We start from the raw sequence: 15,994 nt of genomic DNA, 5'->3' as shown, positions 1-15,994 counted from the left end.
CTCTAATTTTTGGTTGGCGCTTTTATTTCATACTTAAATGCCCATTATGGGCCTTCATTTAGTTGAAAAATTTAATTATCATGGTAGAAATAAAGACCAATAATGTCGCTATTAGCACACCTTTAGCTCGGTTGTCTTGATTCTTTTTTAGAAATAGAAAAAATGCACCAAGATTTAATAAGGCACCAATACTCATAAGCTTAGTTAAAAAACCTTCATTTATTGCCTGTCGTATCACCTCTCCCCAATCATCAGATTTACCAAAAATTTGAATAGCAAATACCAAACCAAAAACTGTAGCAATTAAGCCTACCATAAAACCAATTAAAATCTCCTTTTTTCCAGTTGTGTTTCGCATAAGCGATTTTTTAATTTAATTTCCAGGTATTTAGCTTCTGAATGGTGTGATGAGCCGTTAAATCGAACTGAACAGGTACGATAGAGACATAGCCATTAGCTAAAGCCCATTCGTCAGTGTCTTCGCCGTTGTCCATATTCACAAACTTGCCAGTCAACCAATAATAATCACGGCCCATTGGGTTAGTTCGCTTGTCAAATTCTTCGACCCAATTAGCACGAGCCTGACGACAAACCTTTATACCTTTAATATCTCTTTTGTCTAGATTAGGTAAATTAACATTTAACACAACTCCATCAGGTAAACCGTGTTCTAAAACTTGTCTGGTAATAGTCTCGACAAAAGATTTACAATGTTCAAAATTGGCGTTCCAGTTGTAATCTAATAGCGAAAAGCCTATGGCAGGTATTCCTTCTATCCCAGCTTCTAAAGCGGCACTCATAGTGCCAGAATAGATAACATTGATAGACGAGTTAGAACCATGATTTATACCAGAAACACATATATCTGGTTTTTTATGTAGTATTTCTCTAACGGCAAGTTTTACACAGTCGGCTGGTGTGCCAGAACAACTGTACTCGGGTTGTTTGCCATCAATATTTACATTTTCTAAATAAAGGGTAGAATTTACCGTGATAGCATGTCCCATAGCACTTTGTGGACTATCGGGTGCTACAACTACAACATCACCTATGGAGTGCATCACACTAATTAGGGTTCTTATTCCAGGGGCAGTGATGCCATCATCGTTAGTAACTAAAATCAAAGGGCGTTTAGCCATATTATTGTCAAATTTTGAATAGCGTAAAAATACTAAAAAGCGCAATAACTATAAGTATTTGTACCTTTAACAAAAAATTAGTGTCGTGATTTTTTATGGCATGGTTTTTTCTTCTATTTTAGTAAATTATAGAAACCTACTTATAGAAAATTCAAAAAAATTGAAAGAATGAAATGAGCCGAATTGAACATTTCAATTAATAGTCTTAGATTAACGGCAAATTACATTTTACCACTAAAAACAAAATTGATAATAATGAAAGGGAATTATAAGTTTTTACTTTTAGCATTACTGATTGCATTTGCATCGTGTAGTTTTACAAACAAAACATTTGACGATCCTGATAAAGATAAGTTGTTAATTCAATTGATCACTTATGTGTTGGATAATGGGCATTTTGATCCACAAGATATAGATGATGATTTTTCTGAACATGTATTTGAAGATTATTTAAATCAGTTAGATCCATTTAAGCGCTATTTTTATGCTTCTGATATTGAGGAATTCGGAGCCTTTAAGAATGAGTTAGATGATCAGATCAAGGCTTATAATTTGTCGTTTTTCAACTTAACACATGAGCGTTTGCTACAGCGTATTGAAGAATCGAAAAAAATCTATGCCGAAATTTTAGATAAACCATTTGACTTTACTAGACAAGAGACCTATTCTGCAGACTACGAAAAACTAGAGTATGTAAAGAGCAAGCGCGAAATGAAGGAGCGTTGGAGACAACAGCTTAAATTTTCGACTATAGCTAACTATGATGATGCCGTTTCCCAACGAGATTCTGATTTAAGTAATGGAGTACTTCCAGAAGGTGTACTCTCCGCCCAGAACGAAAAACCAAAAAGCAATGGAGACAAATCACTAGCTGAATTGGAAAAAGAAGCAAGGGATGTTACCAAGCGTTCACTTGATGAACTCTATGATTTTATAGACGACAGACAGCGCAAGGACTGGTTTGCCGTTTATGTTAATGCCATAGTAGAAGAATTCGATCCGCATACGTTTTACTTTGCCCCAGAGGATAAAGACCGTTTCGATGTGGCTATGTCTGGTAATTTTGAAGGTATTGGTGCAAGATTACAAAAGCGAATGGACGCAATTATGGTTAATGAAATCATTAGTGGAGGTCCAGCTTGGAGAGCAAATGAGCTCGAAGTAGGTGATCAGATACTAAAAGTAAGACAAGAAAAAGAGGAAGAAGCTACTAATGTTGTTGGTATGCGTCTGGATGATGCCATTAAGCTTATTAAAGGACCAAAAGGTACTACTGTGGTTTTAACCTTGAAAAAAGTTGATGGTACCATTGAGGATATTTCAATTACAAGAGATATCGTTGAATTGGAAGAGACCTATGCAAAATCTTCGACTGTTATTAAAGATGATAAGACATTTGGAGTGATCAACCTTCCTAAGTTTTATGTAGACTTCGAAAACTATAACAAACGCAATGCCGCTTCAGACATAAAGCAAGAGATTATTCGTCTCAAACAAGAAGGAATTGAGGGGCTGGTATTAGACCTTAGGAATAACGGTGGTGGTTCTTTACAAACCGTTGTGGATATTGCGGGATTGTTTATAGAAGACGGTCCAATAGTACAGGTTAGAGAAACAGGGCAGCCTAAAGAAGTATTAAAAGATAAAGACAAGTCTATTGTTTGGGATGGTCCACTAGTAATCATGGTTAATGAGCTTTCAGCTTCTGCGTCTGAAATCCTAGCAGCAGCAATGCAAGATTATAAACGTGCTATTGTTATAGGCAGTAAACAAACATATGGAAAAGGAACTGTTCAAAATGTCTTAGACTTAAACCGATTAGTACGTAATAACTCTAATGGCGACTTGGGTGCACTTAAATTTACAACCCAAAAATTCTATAGGGTCAATGGTGGCTCAACACAGCTAGAAGGTGTAAAGAGCGATGTTATAGTGCCAGACCGTTACAGCTATATTGATATCGGAGAAAAGGATCAAGAGAACCCATTACCGTGGGATAAAATCGATGCTGTGGATTATGAACTTTGGGGAAATTATTTTGATTACGATACCACTATCCAGCGAAGTAAGGCACGTATGGCTGCCAATGAACAATTAAAGTTGATTGATGACAATGCCAGATGGGTAAAGAAAATTAGGGACCGTGAGATGTACTCTTTAAATTATGATGAGTACAAGAAGCAAATGGAGCTTAATGAAGAAGAAGCTAAACGTTTTGAAAAGCTTTCTGAATATAAAACGAATCTAACATTTAATTCTTTACCTTACGAGATAGAATTAATGGCACAAGATTCCGTATTAAAAGAAAAACGCGATCGTTGGCATCAAAGTTTGGCTAAAGATGTATATGTAGAAGAAGCCTTAAACGTGCTCAACGATTTAAAAATGACCTATGCTATCAAGAATAAGGTAGCAAATGTGAAGAATTAATTTGGGTATTCTAAATGTCATGCTGAGCTTGTCGTAGCATCTCCATATAACTAGAATTGAATAATAAAAACTCATTATCAAGTTTAGCGCTTCAAAAGTTTAAGAAAAACTTTTGGGGCGCTTTTAGTTTAGGACTAATCATTTGTATAGGTCTGGTTTCGATTTTTGCCTATTTTTTTGCTCCGGACGCCTCAAAAAATGCCAATCAGATGCATTTGTCTATCCATTCTAAATCACCAGGATTTGAAGTACAGATGCTAACCATTCCATCTGGTATAGCATCTGATCAAAACTTCCTTTTAAAACTTTTTTTTGGAAAAGAGAATACAGATACCGAAATTCCTATTCAGTCTTATGAAGTTATAGCAGATCGACTTCACTATGTTGAGTATACTTCCGATGGTTTAAAGGGTATGGAGAAACAGATAGATTTAAAACGGTTTCCAAACTCAGATTATAAAAGTTTTATAGACAATCGGAGTTTTATTTTTGGAACGGATAAATATGGCAGGGATTATCTTAGCCGAATTCTAATAGGTTCTCGTATCTCGTTTTTTATTGGTTTTATTGCTGTGTTCATTTCTCTAATCGTTGGGTTACTTATGGGAAGTATAGCAGGGTATTACGGTGGTAAAATCGATGCCTTCATTATGTGGATTATTAACATTACATGGTCCATCCCCACATTGCTATTGGTTATTGCCATAACATTAGCTTTAGGAAAAGGATTTTGGCAGGTCTTTATTGCGGTAGGTTTAACTATGTGGGTAGAAGTGGCTAGAGTTGTTAGAGGACAAATTATTAGTGCCAAGGAAATGCAATACGTTACTGCAGCAAGAGCTTTAGGTTATAGGGATTATAGAATCATTACCAAACACATTTTACCTAATATTTTTGGCCCACTCATCGTTATTTCGGCAGCTAACTTTGCAGCAGCGATATTAATTGAAAGTGGATTGAGCTTTTTAGGAATAGGTGCACAGCCACCAATGGCGAGTTGGGGCGCCATGATCAAAGATCACTATAATTATATCATCCTTGGAAAACCTTACCTGGCTTTAATTCCAGGTATTTGTATAATGTTGTTGGTAATGGCCTTTATGTTGGTTGGTAATGCCCTAAGAGATGCATTGGATGTGAAGGCTTAGAAAATCAATTTATTATTTATCGTTGTAATGCTCTAAAAATTGACTGAATTCAACGTCGTCAAAAAAACTCGAAATGGGTTCCTCAAGGGCAAAGGCAATTTTGTAGATATTTATAAGAGAGACATTGCGCAAACCTAGTTCTATACTATTGTAATTGCTTTTATAAAAACCACAACGGCGAGCCACCTCATTTTGTTTTAGGCCTTTATCCAGTCGTATTTTTTTTATGCATTTGCCCAAAGATTTTTGTAGGGCTTTACGTATTTCAGTGTCCACTTAACTTGATTAATAGCTATATAAAAATAAAGCTAACACAATTGGCTAGGTGTAGAATAACCACAAACAGTTAAAATTACCGCTTAACGGTAAAGTAATGATAAGTTATAACTTTTAGTAATGATTTATTATTACTTTTTTTAGGTTTGAGTTGTCAAAATCGTTTTGGCAGCCACCCAAGTGATTATTAAAAATTTAAAATATTTTTTTATGAAATCATTATATTTAAATCAAATGGAAAAAATCAATGGAGCAAATGCATGCTCATGGGGATTGTGGGGCGTTGGTGCCTTTTGGGGTCTTGCGATTGGAGTAGGTACAGCTGGTGCTGGTATTCTTGTTTCAGCAGGTTTTAAACTTCTTGCTGACGAAATTTGCTAGTCATAGATAGACTTTCTTTTAGTAGTTTGTAATCACTACATTACTTCAGATATTGTCTCTATTTAATAGCAGTTGTAAGTAGTAATATAGTGTTAAACACTTCTGTAATAAAACTATTTTAATTATGAAAAAGACCACAAAAATTTATTTGATATACTTATTTGTTCTTCTGTTAGTAATTCTCATAGCATCGATAAATGGTTATGAAACATTACAGTCTTGGGCATTTTATGCATCGGGGCCTGCTGTTGGATTAGTTATTGGTGCTTTTATATTGGAGAGAAAACGAGTGGTTAACCTCAAAAAATTTAGAACGGACTTAATTGTCCTTTTATCTTGTGCCTTAATTGGTTCATTTTTGATAGCCATCATGCTTAATGAAGATCGTCTCAAGGTTACATATGTCATTTCTTTAAATATAGTGTTAAGTATTATATTTCTATTAAGAAATGCTAGAAATTTTGAGACTAAAAAAAGGATTTGATATATCCTTTTAAATGAGAAGTAATTACAAAGATTAAACAGATTAAAACGCTAATGCTGTGGATTCTTCCTATTTACTTTTGTAATTGACAGCGCTTCAATTTTATTTTAGAATAATGACAAATCTAAAAAAAGTAATCAATACATATTACTTTTAAATTTCTACCTGTTTTTATTGGATATCTATCTAAAGAACTTTTGATTTATTCTCTTCTCAACTGTTCAATTTCTTTATTAGTCGCTTCAATAAAACTTAAGACCTCTTCTTGCCCCATTTTCTTAGTTGAAGATGTAATGAAGTAAGGTGGTAATTCTTCCCAGGTCTCCAGCAACTCTTTGCAATACTCATTGACATGACGGTCAATGGCATTAGGTTTTAGTTTATCAGCTTTTGTAAAAATGATGCCAAAAGGGATGCCGCTTTCGCCCAAATATTGCATAAAATCTAAATCGATGCGTTGTGGTTGGTGTCTAATATCCACCAAAACAAAGGCAGAAACCAGTTGTTGACGCTGTTCAAAATAATTAGTGATAAACTTTTGAAACGTCTTTTTAGAAGATTTAGAAACCCTGGCATAGCCATAACCTGGCAAATCCACCAAGTACCAGCTATTATTGATGATAAAATGATTAATAAGCTGAGTTTTACCCGGACGACCAGAAGTTTTTGCTAAACTTTTTCGGTTGGTAAGCATATTAATCAATGAAGATTTCCCAACGTTACTTCTACCAATAAAAGCATACTCTGGAATAGGATTCTTTGGGCACTTGGCCACATCAGAATTGCTCATTACAAATTCAGCAGATGTTATCTTCATGGTATTTCCTTGAGAATTGAAATCTTAATATAGAAAAATCTAATCTAGAATCCTTTAGATTCAAACCATTTATTAAGGATGATATTAAATTCATCGGGATGCTCCATCATGGCAGCATGGCCACATTTATCGATCCAAAACAAATCAGAATTTGGTAAAAGATCATGAAACTCCTCAGCGACTTCAGGTGGTGTAACGGTATCGTTTTTTCCCCAAATAATACAAGTAGGTGTATGCATTTTTGGCAAGTCGTTGGCCATATTGTGCCGTATGGCACTTTTAGCAATAGCTAATGTTTTAACGAGTTTGTTTCTGTCGTTGACGGTTTCGTAAACTTCATCAACAATTTCTTTTGTGGCAACGGCAGGATCGTAAAATACATCTTGCGCTTTCTTCTTTATCACTTCATAATCACTACGCTTGGTGTATCCACCACCCATAGCACTTTCATAAAGCCCTGAGCTACCCGTTATAATAAGGGCTTTTACTTTTTCCGGGTACAACTTAGTGTGGTATAAGCCAATATGTCCACCAAGAGAATTACCTAATAATATAACATTATCAAAGCCCTTAAAATCAATAAAATCCTTGAGGTAGTTGGCAAAACTTTTAACATTGGTTTTTATAAGTGACATGGTGTAGATAGGTAATTCGGGAATAATAACTTTATAGCCATTATTGCCAAAGTAATTGGTAACTGAATCAAAATTACTCAGTCCGCCCATTAAACCATGGAGCACTATGATTGGTGTGCCTTCTCCTACTTCAATATACCTATAATCCTTTTCTTTTTTTAAAAGGTGTGCCATCTATAAAGTTAGTGCTTTGTGTTAAAACAAATATAACTAAATCCTTTTTAAAACAAATAGAATAATTGGCTTTCAATGCTTGTGGTTGAATAATGATGGAGTTCTTTCTGTTAATAGTTTTCACCGACATATTTCTCTCAAGTAAAGCGATTTTATTGAATTAACAGTGAGTCACCATGTTAAAAATCAAAACTTATCAACAAAAGTGGGAAAGAGTGGTAAAATGTGGTAAATTTTTCAATATATTTGAAACTAAATCGTTAAAGTGGGAAATCGGGAACGTTGAATTCTTTTATAGGAACATACGAGTGTAAAGCTGATGCCAAAGGAAGGTTAATGATTCCGGCTGTCTTAAAAAAGCAATTGTCTGCTGCTTTGCAAGATGGTTTTGTTATTAAGCGTGCTGTCTTTCAGCCATGTTTGGAGTTGTATCCAATGGCAGAGTGGAATGCTTTAATGGCCAAAGTGAATAAGCTGAATCGTTTCAAGAAAAAGAACAATGATTTTATTAGACGTTTTACAGCAGGAGTAAAAGTGGTTGAGGTAGATAATGCAGGGCGATTGTTGATTCCAAAGGATTTGATTGGTTTTTCTGGTATCACAAAGGAAGTGGTTTTAGCGTCTGCAGTAAATATTATCGAAATCTGGGATAAAGAAAAATACGAACAGGCTATTGATGATGCAGCTTCAGATTTTGCGGATTTAGCAGAAGAGGTAATGGGACAAGATGATGATGACCATGGCATATCATAATGCAGTTCTTCTTAAGGAAACGGTAGATGGGTTGAACATAAAACCAGATGGGATTTATGTCGATGTCACTTTTGGAGGTGGAGGTCACAGTAGAGCGATTTTATCACAATTAGGTTCAAAAGGAAAGCTATTTGCTTTTGATCAAGATAGTGATGCATTGGCTAACACACTAGAAGACGATCGGTTTGTTCTCATTAATGAGAATTTCAGATACATAAAAAGGTTCTTAAGGTTTTATGGTATAAAAGAAGTTGATGGCGTTTTAGCTGATTTTGGAGTCTCATCACATCAATTTGATGTAGCGGATCGCGGCTTTTCAACGCGTTACGAGGCAAAGCTAGATATGCGAATGAATCAGGATAGTAAATTGTCTGCATATGAGGTTATTAATCAATATGAAGAAGAACAACTAAGAGCTGTTTTGTTGCAATATGGCGAGTTGAGGCAGGCGCCTGTAATGGCAAGAGTTATTGTGTCGGAGCGAAAAATAGCGCCCATAGAAACCACGCAGCAATTAAAACTGGTTTTAAAACCATTTCTCAATCATAGGAAAGAGAATAAAGTACTGGCTCAGATCTATCAAGCCATAAGAATAGAGGTGAATCAAGAGATTGAAGCGCTGAAGGAGTTGTTGTTGCAGATGCCAGAAGTCTTGAAGGTAGGCGGAAGATTGAGTTTTATTTCCTATCACTCCTTAGAAGATAGGCTGGTGAAACGCTTTATAAGAAATGGATTGTTTGAAGGAGAGCCAGAGCGGGATGTTTTCGGGAATTTTGAAGTGCCATTAAAAAAAGTAGGTGGGTTAATAGTCCCATCAGAATCAGAAATAAAAATGAATAGTAGAGCACGAAGCGCAAAGCTCCGAATTGCTGAAAAAATATGAAGAAAAGCATCTACGGCATATTACGAGGGAAATTTCTAATCAGTGATGATTCGTTTAAAAATTGGCGCATCATCATTTTTATTTCATCCTTGGCAATCATCATGATTGCGAGTTCCCATAGTGCCGATAAAAAAGTGCATGAGATTGCAAAATTGACCAATGAGGTTAAGGAATTGAGATCGGCTTTTGTAGATGGGCGTTCAAAATTAATGCGATTAAAAATGGAATCATCCATTATCGATAAAGTGGCGAAAAAGAACATTCAGATTTCTGAAATCCCACCAACAAAAATTAGGGTGTTTAGCTCAGAGGAATGAATAAAATTTTGCGCAATACTATAGGGTTAGGGAAAAACAAAATCATGATTAATCTCGATTATCGAGTAAAATCATAACAACAATAAACTTTGGCAGTAACAGAAAATAACATATTAAACAGATTGTACTTTGTAGCGGGCTGCATGTTTGTCTTTGCCCTTGCCGTGGTTTTTAAGTTGTGTACCATTCAGTTTATTCAAGGGGATGAATACCGAGAATTAGCCGAAAAGAGAACGGTTAAGGATTTTGATATTGAACCTAATCGCGGTAATGTATATTCGGCAGACGGCAGTCTTTTGGCCACTTCTATTCCAAAATACGACATTAGAATTGATGCTATTCAGGCTAAAGATGCTGTATTCGATGAGCATATTGATGCATTAGCGGACTCGCTATCGGTTTACAAAGGAAAATCAGCTTCCTATTACAAAGATATAATCAGAAAAGCGCGCCGAAACAAAAACCGGTATTTTCTTCTGGCAAGAAACATTAGCTATTCAGATTATATCCGCATGCGCAATTTTCCCTTATTAAATCTTGGTGCGATTAAAGGCGGGTTAATTGTAGAGCAGACTACGAGACGCGAACATCCCATGGGTGAAATTGCAGCGAGATCTATTGGTTACGAACGAATAGATGAAAATAATTATGCAACCAGAGTTGGTATTGATGGTGCCTTTGGTGAAAAATACTTACGAGGTGTTAAGGGGAAGCGCTTAAAGCAGAAGATAGGGAATGGACAATGGAAGCCTATTGCGGATTTTGACCAAGTGGAACCACAGGACGGTTATGATGTATATACAACCATAGATGTCAATATTCAGGATATAGCACATCATTCGCTTTTGGGGCAGCTCGAAAAGTATGAAGCTGAACACGGTAGTGTAGTGGTTATGGATGTTAAGACCGGAGAAATTAGAGCTATCTCTAATTTAGCCAAAACATCACATGGTACTTACTATGAACGTCTTAATTATGCCGTGGGTGAAAGCCATGAGCCTGGTTCTACTTTTAAGACTATGGCCATGATGGCGGCTTTAGAAGATAAGGTCATAGATACTTCGACCATTATCGATACAAAGAATGGTACTAAATATTTTTATGGTAGAACCATAAGTGATTCGCGAAAAGGTGGTTTTGGTAAAATTTCAGCGGCTAAAGCATTAGAGCTATCCTCTAATATTGGCTTAGCTACAATTGTTGACGAGCATTATTCAAAAAAGCCTGAAAAGTTTTTAGATAGACTTAGTAAGTGGAAACTAGATCAACCTCTCGGAGTTTCAATTATTGGTGAAGGGAAGCCAGATATTCCAAGGCCAGGAGCATCTAATTGGAGTAAGAACGCATTACCATCAATAGCTTATGGTTACAATCTAACCATGACGCCATTACAGACCTTAGCATTTTATAACGCTATAGCAAATAATGGTGAATTAATAAAACCGCGATTTATTAGGTCCGTAAAGTCTTTTGATAAAAACATTGAAGTTTTTAAAAAGCAAGTTTTGGTTGATAAAATCTGCTCAGATAAGACTTTAGCCCAAATTAAAGATATGCTTAAAAATGTTGTGATTCGCGGCACAGGAAGACGTATGTATTCAGAAACCTTTTCTATGGCAGGAAAAACAGGTACCGCCAGAACTGACTACGCCAATTATGAGGAATGGAAAAAAGATAAGAAATATATCTCTTCATTTGCTGGCTATTTTCCAGCAGATAATCCTAAGTATTCATGCATTGTGGTCATTCACAAGCCAAGCACAAAAGTAGGCTATTATGGCGCTGATGTGTCTGGGCCCGTTTTTAAGCGAATTGCCCAAAAAATATATACCGATACACCCATTATAGATCGTGTCGAGGCCTTAGATTTTGATAATAATCTGGTCAACCAAGACTTTGAAAAATTTTTCAAAAACTCACGTAAGTACAAGGAGCTGATGCCAGGTGTCGTTGGTATGCCAGCTATGGATGCCATTGCCCTACTCGAAAATCTAGAGGTCAATGTAAAAGTAAAATTGAAGGGCGCTGGAACCATTACATCGCAATCCGTAGAACGGCATCAGAAGCTAAAACCTAATCAAACAATAATTCTGGAGGCATCATGAAAGTACTAAAGGACATATTGTATAAGGTAACCATTAATGCCGTAGTTGGAAGCACAAGTATTGCTGTAAACAAAATCGAGTTCGATTCGCGCAAAATAGAATCCAATGATGTGTTTGTTGCTATCTCAGGAACAATTACAGATGGTCACAGGTTTGTAGAAAAAGCTATTGAAAGTGGAGCAAATTCGATTGTTTGTGAATCACTTCCCGAAATTCTAGAGGACGGAATCACTTACATAGAAGTGGCTAATTCCAATCAAGCTTTGGCATACATGGCTGCCAATTATTATGAGCACCCTTCAGAAAATTTAAAACTAGTAGGTGTTACAGGAACTAATGGAAAAACAACTGTAACAAGTCTGTTGTATCAGCTTTTTAAAAAGGCAGGCTATAAGGTTGGATTGCTGTCTACAGTAAAAATAATGGTAGACAATACACTTTTTAAGGCTACGCACACCACGCCAGATTCCTTAACCATTAATAAGTACCTCAAGCTTATGAATGATGAAGGCGTAGAGTTTTGTTTTATGGAGGCAAGTTCTCATGGTATCCATCAAAGCAGAACGGAAGGACTTAAGTTTGCAGGCGGAATTTTTACGAACCTCTCTCACGATCATTTAGATTATCACAACACATTTGCTGAGTATAGAGATGTAAAAAAGTCATTCTTTGATCACTTACCCAAAGATGCTTTTGCCCTATCCAATATGGACGATAAGAATGGACTGGTGATGTTGCAAAACACACAAGCTAAAAAATTCACTTATGCCCTGAAAAACTATGCAGACTACAGAGCACAGATTTTAGAAAATGAATTTGGGGGGTTGCTACTAAAAGTTAATGATAATGAATTATGGACGCGTTTAATAGGAGGTTTTAACGCTTACAACATTCTCGCTATTTACGGGGCGGCTGATTTATTAGGGCTGGATAAAGATGAAATCCTAAGGCTTATAAGTGAGCTTGATAATGTTTCTGGGCGTTTTCAATATTTCGTCTCGGATGATAAGATTACGGCTATAGTAGACTATGCACATACACCAGATGCCTTGAAGAATGTTTTAGAGACTATTAATAGCATTCGTACAAAGAACGAAGAGTTAATCACTGTAGTGGGCTGTGGTGGTGATAGAGATAAGACAAAGCGACCAAAAATGGCACATATTGCATCAGCACTAAGCACTAAGGTCATTTTTACAAGCGATAACCCGCGCAGTGAAGAGCCTGAAGCCATTATAAAAGATATGGAGAAAGGCGTAGAACCCCAAAATTTCAAAAAAACGTTGTCTATAACGGATAGAAGGCAAGCTATTAAGACCGCTTGTCAAATGGCAGATTCTAAAGACATTATTCTTATTGCCGGGAAAGGGCATGAAACCTATCAGGAAATTAAGGGCGAACGCTTTGATTTTGATGATTATAAAACCGTACAAGATTTTTTAAAACAATTACAAAAGTAGATGCTGTATTACCTATTTGAATATCTCGAGAAACAATTCCAATTTCCTGGAGCATCACTATTTGGGTTCTTAACTTTTAGGGCTGCAATGGCTATTATTTTGTCATTGTTGATTTCAACTATTTACGGTAAGCGTATCATCAACTATTTACGGAAAAAGCAAGTAGGCGAAACAATAAGAGATCTTGGTCTTGAAGGTCAGGTTGAAAAAGCTGGTACGCCTACTATGGGAGGAGTCATCATTATTTTAGCGACTCTACTTCCTGTTTTGTTATTGGCAAAGCTCGAAAATATCTATATCATTTTATTGATCATTACCACTTTGTGGATGGGAACGATTGGTTTCATTGATGATTACATTAAAAAGTTCAAGAATGACAAACAAGGCTTAAAAGGAAAGTTTAAAGTGCTTGGGCAAGTAGGCTTGGGGCTTATTGTAGGGCTGACACTTTATTTCCATAATGATGTTACCATAAAAGAGGAATTGCCTATCCAAGAGCAACGTGCTTTATTATCGGAGAATCCAAACTTACCCGAAGCCCAGTTATTCGATGACGCCATAAAATCAACTAAAACGACTATTCCTTTTGTAAAGAATAATGAATTTGATTATTCGGATTTAATTACGTGGATAAGTCCAGATTTAGAAAATTATGCTTGGATCATATTTGTTTTAGTGAGTATTATTATTGTTACTGCAGTTTCCAATGGCGCAAATTTAACCGACGGTATTGATGGTCTTGCAGCAGGAACTTCAGCCATAGTGGTACTGACTTTAGGAATTTTTGCTTGGGTATCTGGTAATATCATCTTTTCAAAGTATCTGAATATTATGTATATCCCTCAAGTTGAGGAGATAACAATTTATATAGCCGCATTTGTAGGTGCACTAGTTGGTTTTCTGTGGTACAATGCTTATCCGGCTCAAGTATTTATGGGTGATACAGGAAGCTTAACCATTGGAGGAATCATTGCTGTCATTGCAATTGCAGTTAGAAAAGAGTGGCTAATTCCATTGTTGTGTGGCATTTTTTTAGCAGAAAATTTATCGGTTATGATGCAGGTAAGCTATTTCAAATATACCAGAAAGAAGTATGGTGAAGGCAGACGAATTTTCAAAATGTCGCCGTTGCATCATCATTATCAAAAATCTGGATATCACGAAAGTAAGATTGTAACACGATTTTGGATCGTTGGCATTTTATTGGCCATCATTTCAATAGTGACTTTGAAGATTAGATAAAGAAATTTAAGATATACGATTTAAGAATTACGAATAAAAGTTGAAACAACAATTAAAAGATAGAACTCAAAAGTATGCTACAGATTGCTGGCACTTGTGCACAAAATTTCCAGTTTCTAGGGAGTTTAATGCCTTTTGTAATCAGCTGATAAGATGCTCTAGTTCGGTCGGTGCAAATTACAGAGCGGCCTGCAGAGCTAAGTCTGATGCTGATTTTATCAATAAGCTAAAAATTGTTGAAGAAGAAGCTGATGAGAGTATGTATTTCTTGGAGTTACTACTTGAAGTAAGTGATAAAGAGCATGAAGAAATTAAAAGATTACGTGCAGAGGGAAATGAGCTATTATCAATCATAGTTGCTTCTATTAAAACAATGAGGAGTAAGAATCGTAAATCGTAAATCAAAAATCGTAGATGAGGAGATTAGTCATACTTGGTGGAGGTGAAAGTGGCGTAGGTACTGCACTTTTAGGAAAGGCAAAAGGGTATGAAGTTTTCGTGTCCGACAACGGAAAAATTAAGAAGACATATAGAGACGTTCTTTTAAATAATGAGATTGAATTTGAAGATGGACAGCATACGGAATCAAAAATTCTGAGTGCTGATATCGTAATGAAAAGCCCTGGGATTCCCGATAAGGTGACTCTAGTTGAAAAAGTTCGTGAAACTGGGATTAAAGTCGTTTCAGAGATTGAGTTTGCTTCAAACTATACTGATGCCACTTTAGTAGCCATAACAGGAAGCAATGGTAAGACAACCACAGCTACCTTGACGCATCATTTGCTTAAACAGGAATTAGATACAGGTTTAGCAGGAAACATTGGTGATAGTTTCGCTAAGCAGATTCTTGAGAAAAATCATCAAAACTACGTACTAGAAGTTAGTAGCTTTCAGCTTGACGATATCCACAGATTTAAACCAAAGGTTGCGATTTTAACCAATATTACACCAGACCATTTAGATCGTTATGACTATAAGTTTGAGAGCTATATCGCATCCAAATTCAGAATTGTAGAAAACCAAAACAAAGATGACTATTTCATTTACGATGCAGATGACGAGGTCATTTCAATCTGGTTAGAAACAAATCAAATTCAATCCAAAAAGCTTCCATTTTCATTGACGAAAGTTGTTGAAGAAGGTGCCTATTTAGACGATAAAAAAATAATAATAACAATAGATAACAATAAAATAATTATGCCAACAGAGAACATTACATTAGAAGGTAAACACAACATTAAAAATGCAATGGCAGCCTCTACTGTGGCACACTTACTTAAAATTAGAAAACAGACCATACGTGAGAGTTTGGAAAATTTCCAAGGAGTAGAACACAGATTAGAGCATGTGCTAAGAATTAATAAGGTACAATATATCAACGACTCTAAAGCGACCAATGTTAATGCAACTTACTTTGCGTTAGAAAGTATGGATGCACCAACGGTTTGGATTGTTGGTGGTGTGGATAAAGGGAATGATTATAACGAACTTTTTCCGTTTGTAAACGAAAAAGTAAAAGCGATTATCTGCTTAGGAGTTGATAATAAGAAGCTATTTGAAGCCTTTGGTAATATGGTAGATATCATTGTTGAAACGCAGTATATGAGTGAAGCGGTTAAGATCGCATACAAAGTAGCTAATGCTGGTGATAATGTGTTGTTATCTCCAGCATGCGCAAGTTTCGACTTATTTGAAAATTATGAGGATAGGGGGCGTCAATTTAAAAACGCCGTACGTAATTTATAAAAAA

The 15,994-nt window shown here is 36.0% G+C and carries 17 protein-coding genes; 12 read left to right on the top strand and 5 right to left on the bottom strand.

What is annotated here, in order from left to right; all coding sequences use genetic code 11:
* Nucleotides 1–58 precede the first annotated feature (58 nt).
* On the bottom strand, nucleotides 59–358 hold the full coding sequence (locus tag Q0972_RS00900) for a hypothetical protein (protein WP_299361404.1): 300 nt from the start codon (nucleotides 356–358) through the stop codon (nucleotides 59–61).
* Between the two features lie 10 nt (nucleotides 359–368).
* Nucleotides 369–1,139, bottom strand: a complete 771-nt coding sequence (gene surE / locus Q0972_RS00895) for a 5'/3'-nucleotidase SurE (protein ID WP_299361403.1) — start codon at nucleotides 1,137–1,139, stop codon at nucleotides 369–371.
* Between the two features lie 255 nt (nucleotides 1,140–1,394).
* Between surE and Q0972_RS00890 the strand changes: the two genes are divergently transcribed.
* Complete coding sequence (locus Q0972_RS00890) at nucleotides 1,395–3,569, top strand: carboxy terminal-processing peptidase (RefSeq protein ID WP_299361401.1); 2,175 nt, start codon at nucleotides 1,395–1,397, stop codon at nucleotides 3,567–3,569.
* Between the two features lie 56 nt (nucleotides 3,570–3,625).
* Nucleotides 3,626–4,717, top strand: coding sequence for an ABC transporter permease (locus tag Q0972_RS00885; RefSeq protein ID WP_299361398.1), 1,092 nt, complete (start codon nucleotides 3,626–3,628; stop codon nucleotides 4,715–4,717).
* Between the two features lie 12 nt (nucleotides 4,718–4,729).
* Here Q0972_RS00885 and Q0972_RS00880 read toward each other — a convergent pair whose 3' ends face one another.
* Complete coding sequence (locus Q0972_RS00880) at nucleotides 4,730–4,993, bottom strand: helix-turn-helix transcriptional regulator (RefSeq protein ID WP_299361395.1); 264 nt, start codon at nucleotides 4,991–4,993, stop codon at nucleotides 4,730–4,732.
* A gap of 165 nt (nucleotides 4,994–5,158) precedes the next feature.
* Here Q0972_RS00880 and Q0972_RS00875 point away from each other — a divergent pair, with 165 nt between their 5' ends.
* The gene (locus Q0972_RS00875; protein ID WP_299361392.1) at nucleotides 5,159–5,374 is read left to right on the top strand and encodes a hypothetical protein; all 216 of its coding nucleotides are present in this window, start codon (nucleotides 5,159–5,161) and stop codon (nucleotides 5,372–5,374) included.
* A 124-nt stretch (nucleotides 5,375–5,498) separates the two neighbouring features.
* Nucleotides 5,499–5,858 carry a hypothetical protein gene (locus tag Q0972_RS00870; RefSeq protein WP_299361390.1) on the top strand — a complete coding sequence of 120 codons (360 nt, stop codon included), beginning with the start codon at nucleotides 5,499–5,501 and terminating at the stop codon, nucleotides 5,856–5,858.
* Between the two features lie 202 nt (nucleotides 5,859–6,060).
* Here the strand turns inward: Q0972_RS00870 and yihA are convergent, their stop codons facing one another.
* Both yihA and Q0972_RS00860 read right to left on the bottom strand, forming a co-directional pair.
* On the bottom strand, nucleotides 6,061–6,675 hold the full coding sequence (gene yihA / locus Q0972_RS00865; protein WP_299361388.1) for a ribosome biogenesis GTP-binding protein YihA/YsxC: 615 nt from the start codon (nucleotides 6,673–6,675) through the stop codon (nucleotides 6,061–6,063).
* A 44-nt stretch (nucleotides 6,676–6,719) separates the two neighbouring features.
* On the bottom strand, nucleotides 6,720–7,484 hold the full coding sequence (locus Q0972_RS00860) for an alpha/beta hydrolase (protein ID WP_299361386.1): 765 nt from the start codon (nucleotides 7,482–7,484) through the stop codon (nucleotides 6,720–6,722).
* A gap of 282 nt (nucleotides 7,485–7,766) precedes the next feature.
* Here Q0972_RS00860 and mraZ point away from each other — a divergent pair, with 282 nt between their 5' ends.
* The 8 genes from mraZ to murD all read left to right on the top strand — a co-directional run bounded on the left by mraZ (nucleotide 7,767) and on the right by murD (nucleotide 15,990).
* Complete coding sequence (mraZ, locus tag Q0972_RS00855; RefSeq protein WP_299361383.1) at nucleotides 7,767–8,237, top strand: division/cell wall cluster transcriptional repressor MraZ; 471 nt, start codon at nucleotides 7,767–7,769, stop codon at nucleotides 8,235–8,237.
* The gene (rsmH, locus tag Q0972_RS00850; protein ID WP_299361377.1) at nucleotides 8,224–9,120 is read left to right on the top strand and encodes a 16S rRNA (cytosine(1402)-N(4))-methyltransferase RsmH; all 897 of its coding nucleotides are present in this window, start codon (nucleotides 8,224–8,226) and stop codon (nucleotides 9,118–9,120) included. Before mraZ ends, rsmH begins: the two co-directional genes overlap by 14 nt.
* Nucleotides 9,117–9,437: an FtsL-like putative cell division protein gene (locus Q0972_RS00845; RefSeq protein WP_299361375.1), complete on the top strand. Its 321-nt coding sequence runs from the start codon at nucleotides 9,117–9,119 to the stop codon at nucleotides 9,435–9,437. Before rsmH ends, Q0972_RS00845 begins: the two co-directional genes overlap by 4 nt.
* 143 nt (nucleotides 9,438–9,580) lie before the next feature.
* Nucleotides 9,581–11,542, top strand: a complete 1,962-nt coding sequence (locus Q0972_RS00840; protein WP_299361655.1) for a penicillin-binding protein — start codon at nucleotides 9,581–9,583, stop codon at nucleotides 11,540–11,542.
* On the top strand, nucleotides 11,539–13,002 hold the full coding sequence (locus Q0972_RS00835) for a UDP-N-acetylmuramoyl-L-alanyl-D-glutamate--2,6-diaminopimelate ligase (RefSeq protein ID WP_299361373.1): 1,464 nt from the start codon (nucleotides 11,539–11,541) through the stop codon (nucleotides 13,000–13,002). Before Q0972_RS00840 ends, Q0972_RS00835 begins: the two co-directional genes overlap by 4 nt.
* Nucleotides 13,003–14,244 carry a phospho-N-acetylmuramoyl-pentapeptide-transferase gene (gene mraY / locus Q0972_RS00830; RefSeq protein ID WP_299361372.1) on the top strand — a complete coding sequence of 414 codons (1,242 nt, stop codon included), beginning with the start codon at nucleotides 13,003–13,005 and terminating at the stop codon, nucleotides 14,242–14,244.
* Nucleotides 14,245–14,284: 40 nt separating this feature from the next.
* Nucleotides 14,285–14,644 (top strand): four helix bundle protein, encoded by a 360-nt coding sequence (locus tag Q0972_RS00825; RefSeq protein ID WP_299361370.1) that lies wholly within the window; start codon nucleotides 14,285–14,287, stop codon nucleotides 14,642–14,644.
* Nucleotides 14,645–14,658: 14 nt separating this feature from the next.
* Entirely contained in the window at nucleotides 14,659–15,990 is a 1,332-nt protein-coding gene (gene murD, locus Q0972_RS00820; protein WP_299361368.1) for a UDP-N-acetylmuramoyl-L-alanine--D-glutamate ligase, read from the top strand.
* Nucleotides 15,991–15,994 lie beyond the last annotated feature (4 nt).

The sequence above is a fragment of the Winogradskyella sp. genome (assembly GCF_028282165.1).
Classification (GTDB): Bacteria; Bacteroidota; Bacteroidia; order Flavobacteriales; family Flavobacteriaceae; genus Winogradskyella.
This window is presented reverse-complemented; position numbering and strand designations above follow the sequence as displayed.

Coding starts and splice junctions, on each gene's coding strand:
- Q0972_RS00900 (WP_299361404.1), bottom strand. CDS start 358: ATGCGAAACACAACTGGAAAAAAGGAGATTTTAATTGGTTTTATGGTA.
- surE (WP_299361403.1), bottom strand. CDS start 1,139: ATGGCTAAACGCCCTTTGATTTTAGTTACTAACGATGATGGCATCACT.
- Q0972_RS00890 (WP_299361401.1), top strand. CDS start 1,395: ATGAAAGGGAATTATAAGTTTTTACTTTTAGCATTACTGATTGCATTT.
- Q0972_RS00870 (WP_299361390.1), top strand. CDS start 5,499: ATGAAAAAGACCACAAAAATTTATTTGATATACTTATTTGTTCTTCTG.
- yihA (WP_299361388.1), bottom strand. CDS start 6,675: ATGAAGATAACATCTGCTGAATTTGTAATGAGCAATTCTGATGTGGCC.
- Q0972_RS00860 (WP_299361386.1), bottom strand. CDS start 7,484: ATGGCACACCTTTTAAAAAAAGAAAAGGATTATAGGTATATTGAAGTA.
- rsmH (WP_299361377.1), top strand. CDS start 8,224: ATGGCATATCATAATGCAGTTCTTCTTAAGGAAACGGTAGATGGGTTG.
- Q0972_RS00845 (WP_299361375.1), top strand. CDS start 9,117: ATGAAGAAAAGCATCTACGGCATATTACGAGGGAAATTTCTAATCAGT.
- Q0972_RS00840 (WP_299361655.1), top strand. CDS start 9,581: ATGTTTGTCTTTGCCCTTGCCGTGGTTTTTAAGTTGTGTACCATTCAG.
- Q0972_RS00835 (WP_299361373.1), top strand. CDS start 11,539: ATGAAAGTACTAAAGGACATATTGTATAAGGTAACCATTAATGCCGTA.
- mraY (WP_299361372.1), top strand. CDS start 13,003: ATGCTGTATTACCTATTTGAATATCTCGAGAAACAATTCCAATTTCCT.
- murD (WP_299361368.1), top strand. CDS start 14,659: ATGAGGAGATTAGTCATACTTGGTGGAGGTGAAAGTGGCGTAGGTACT.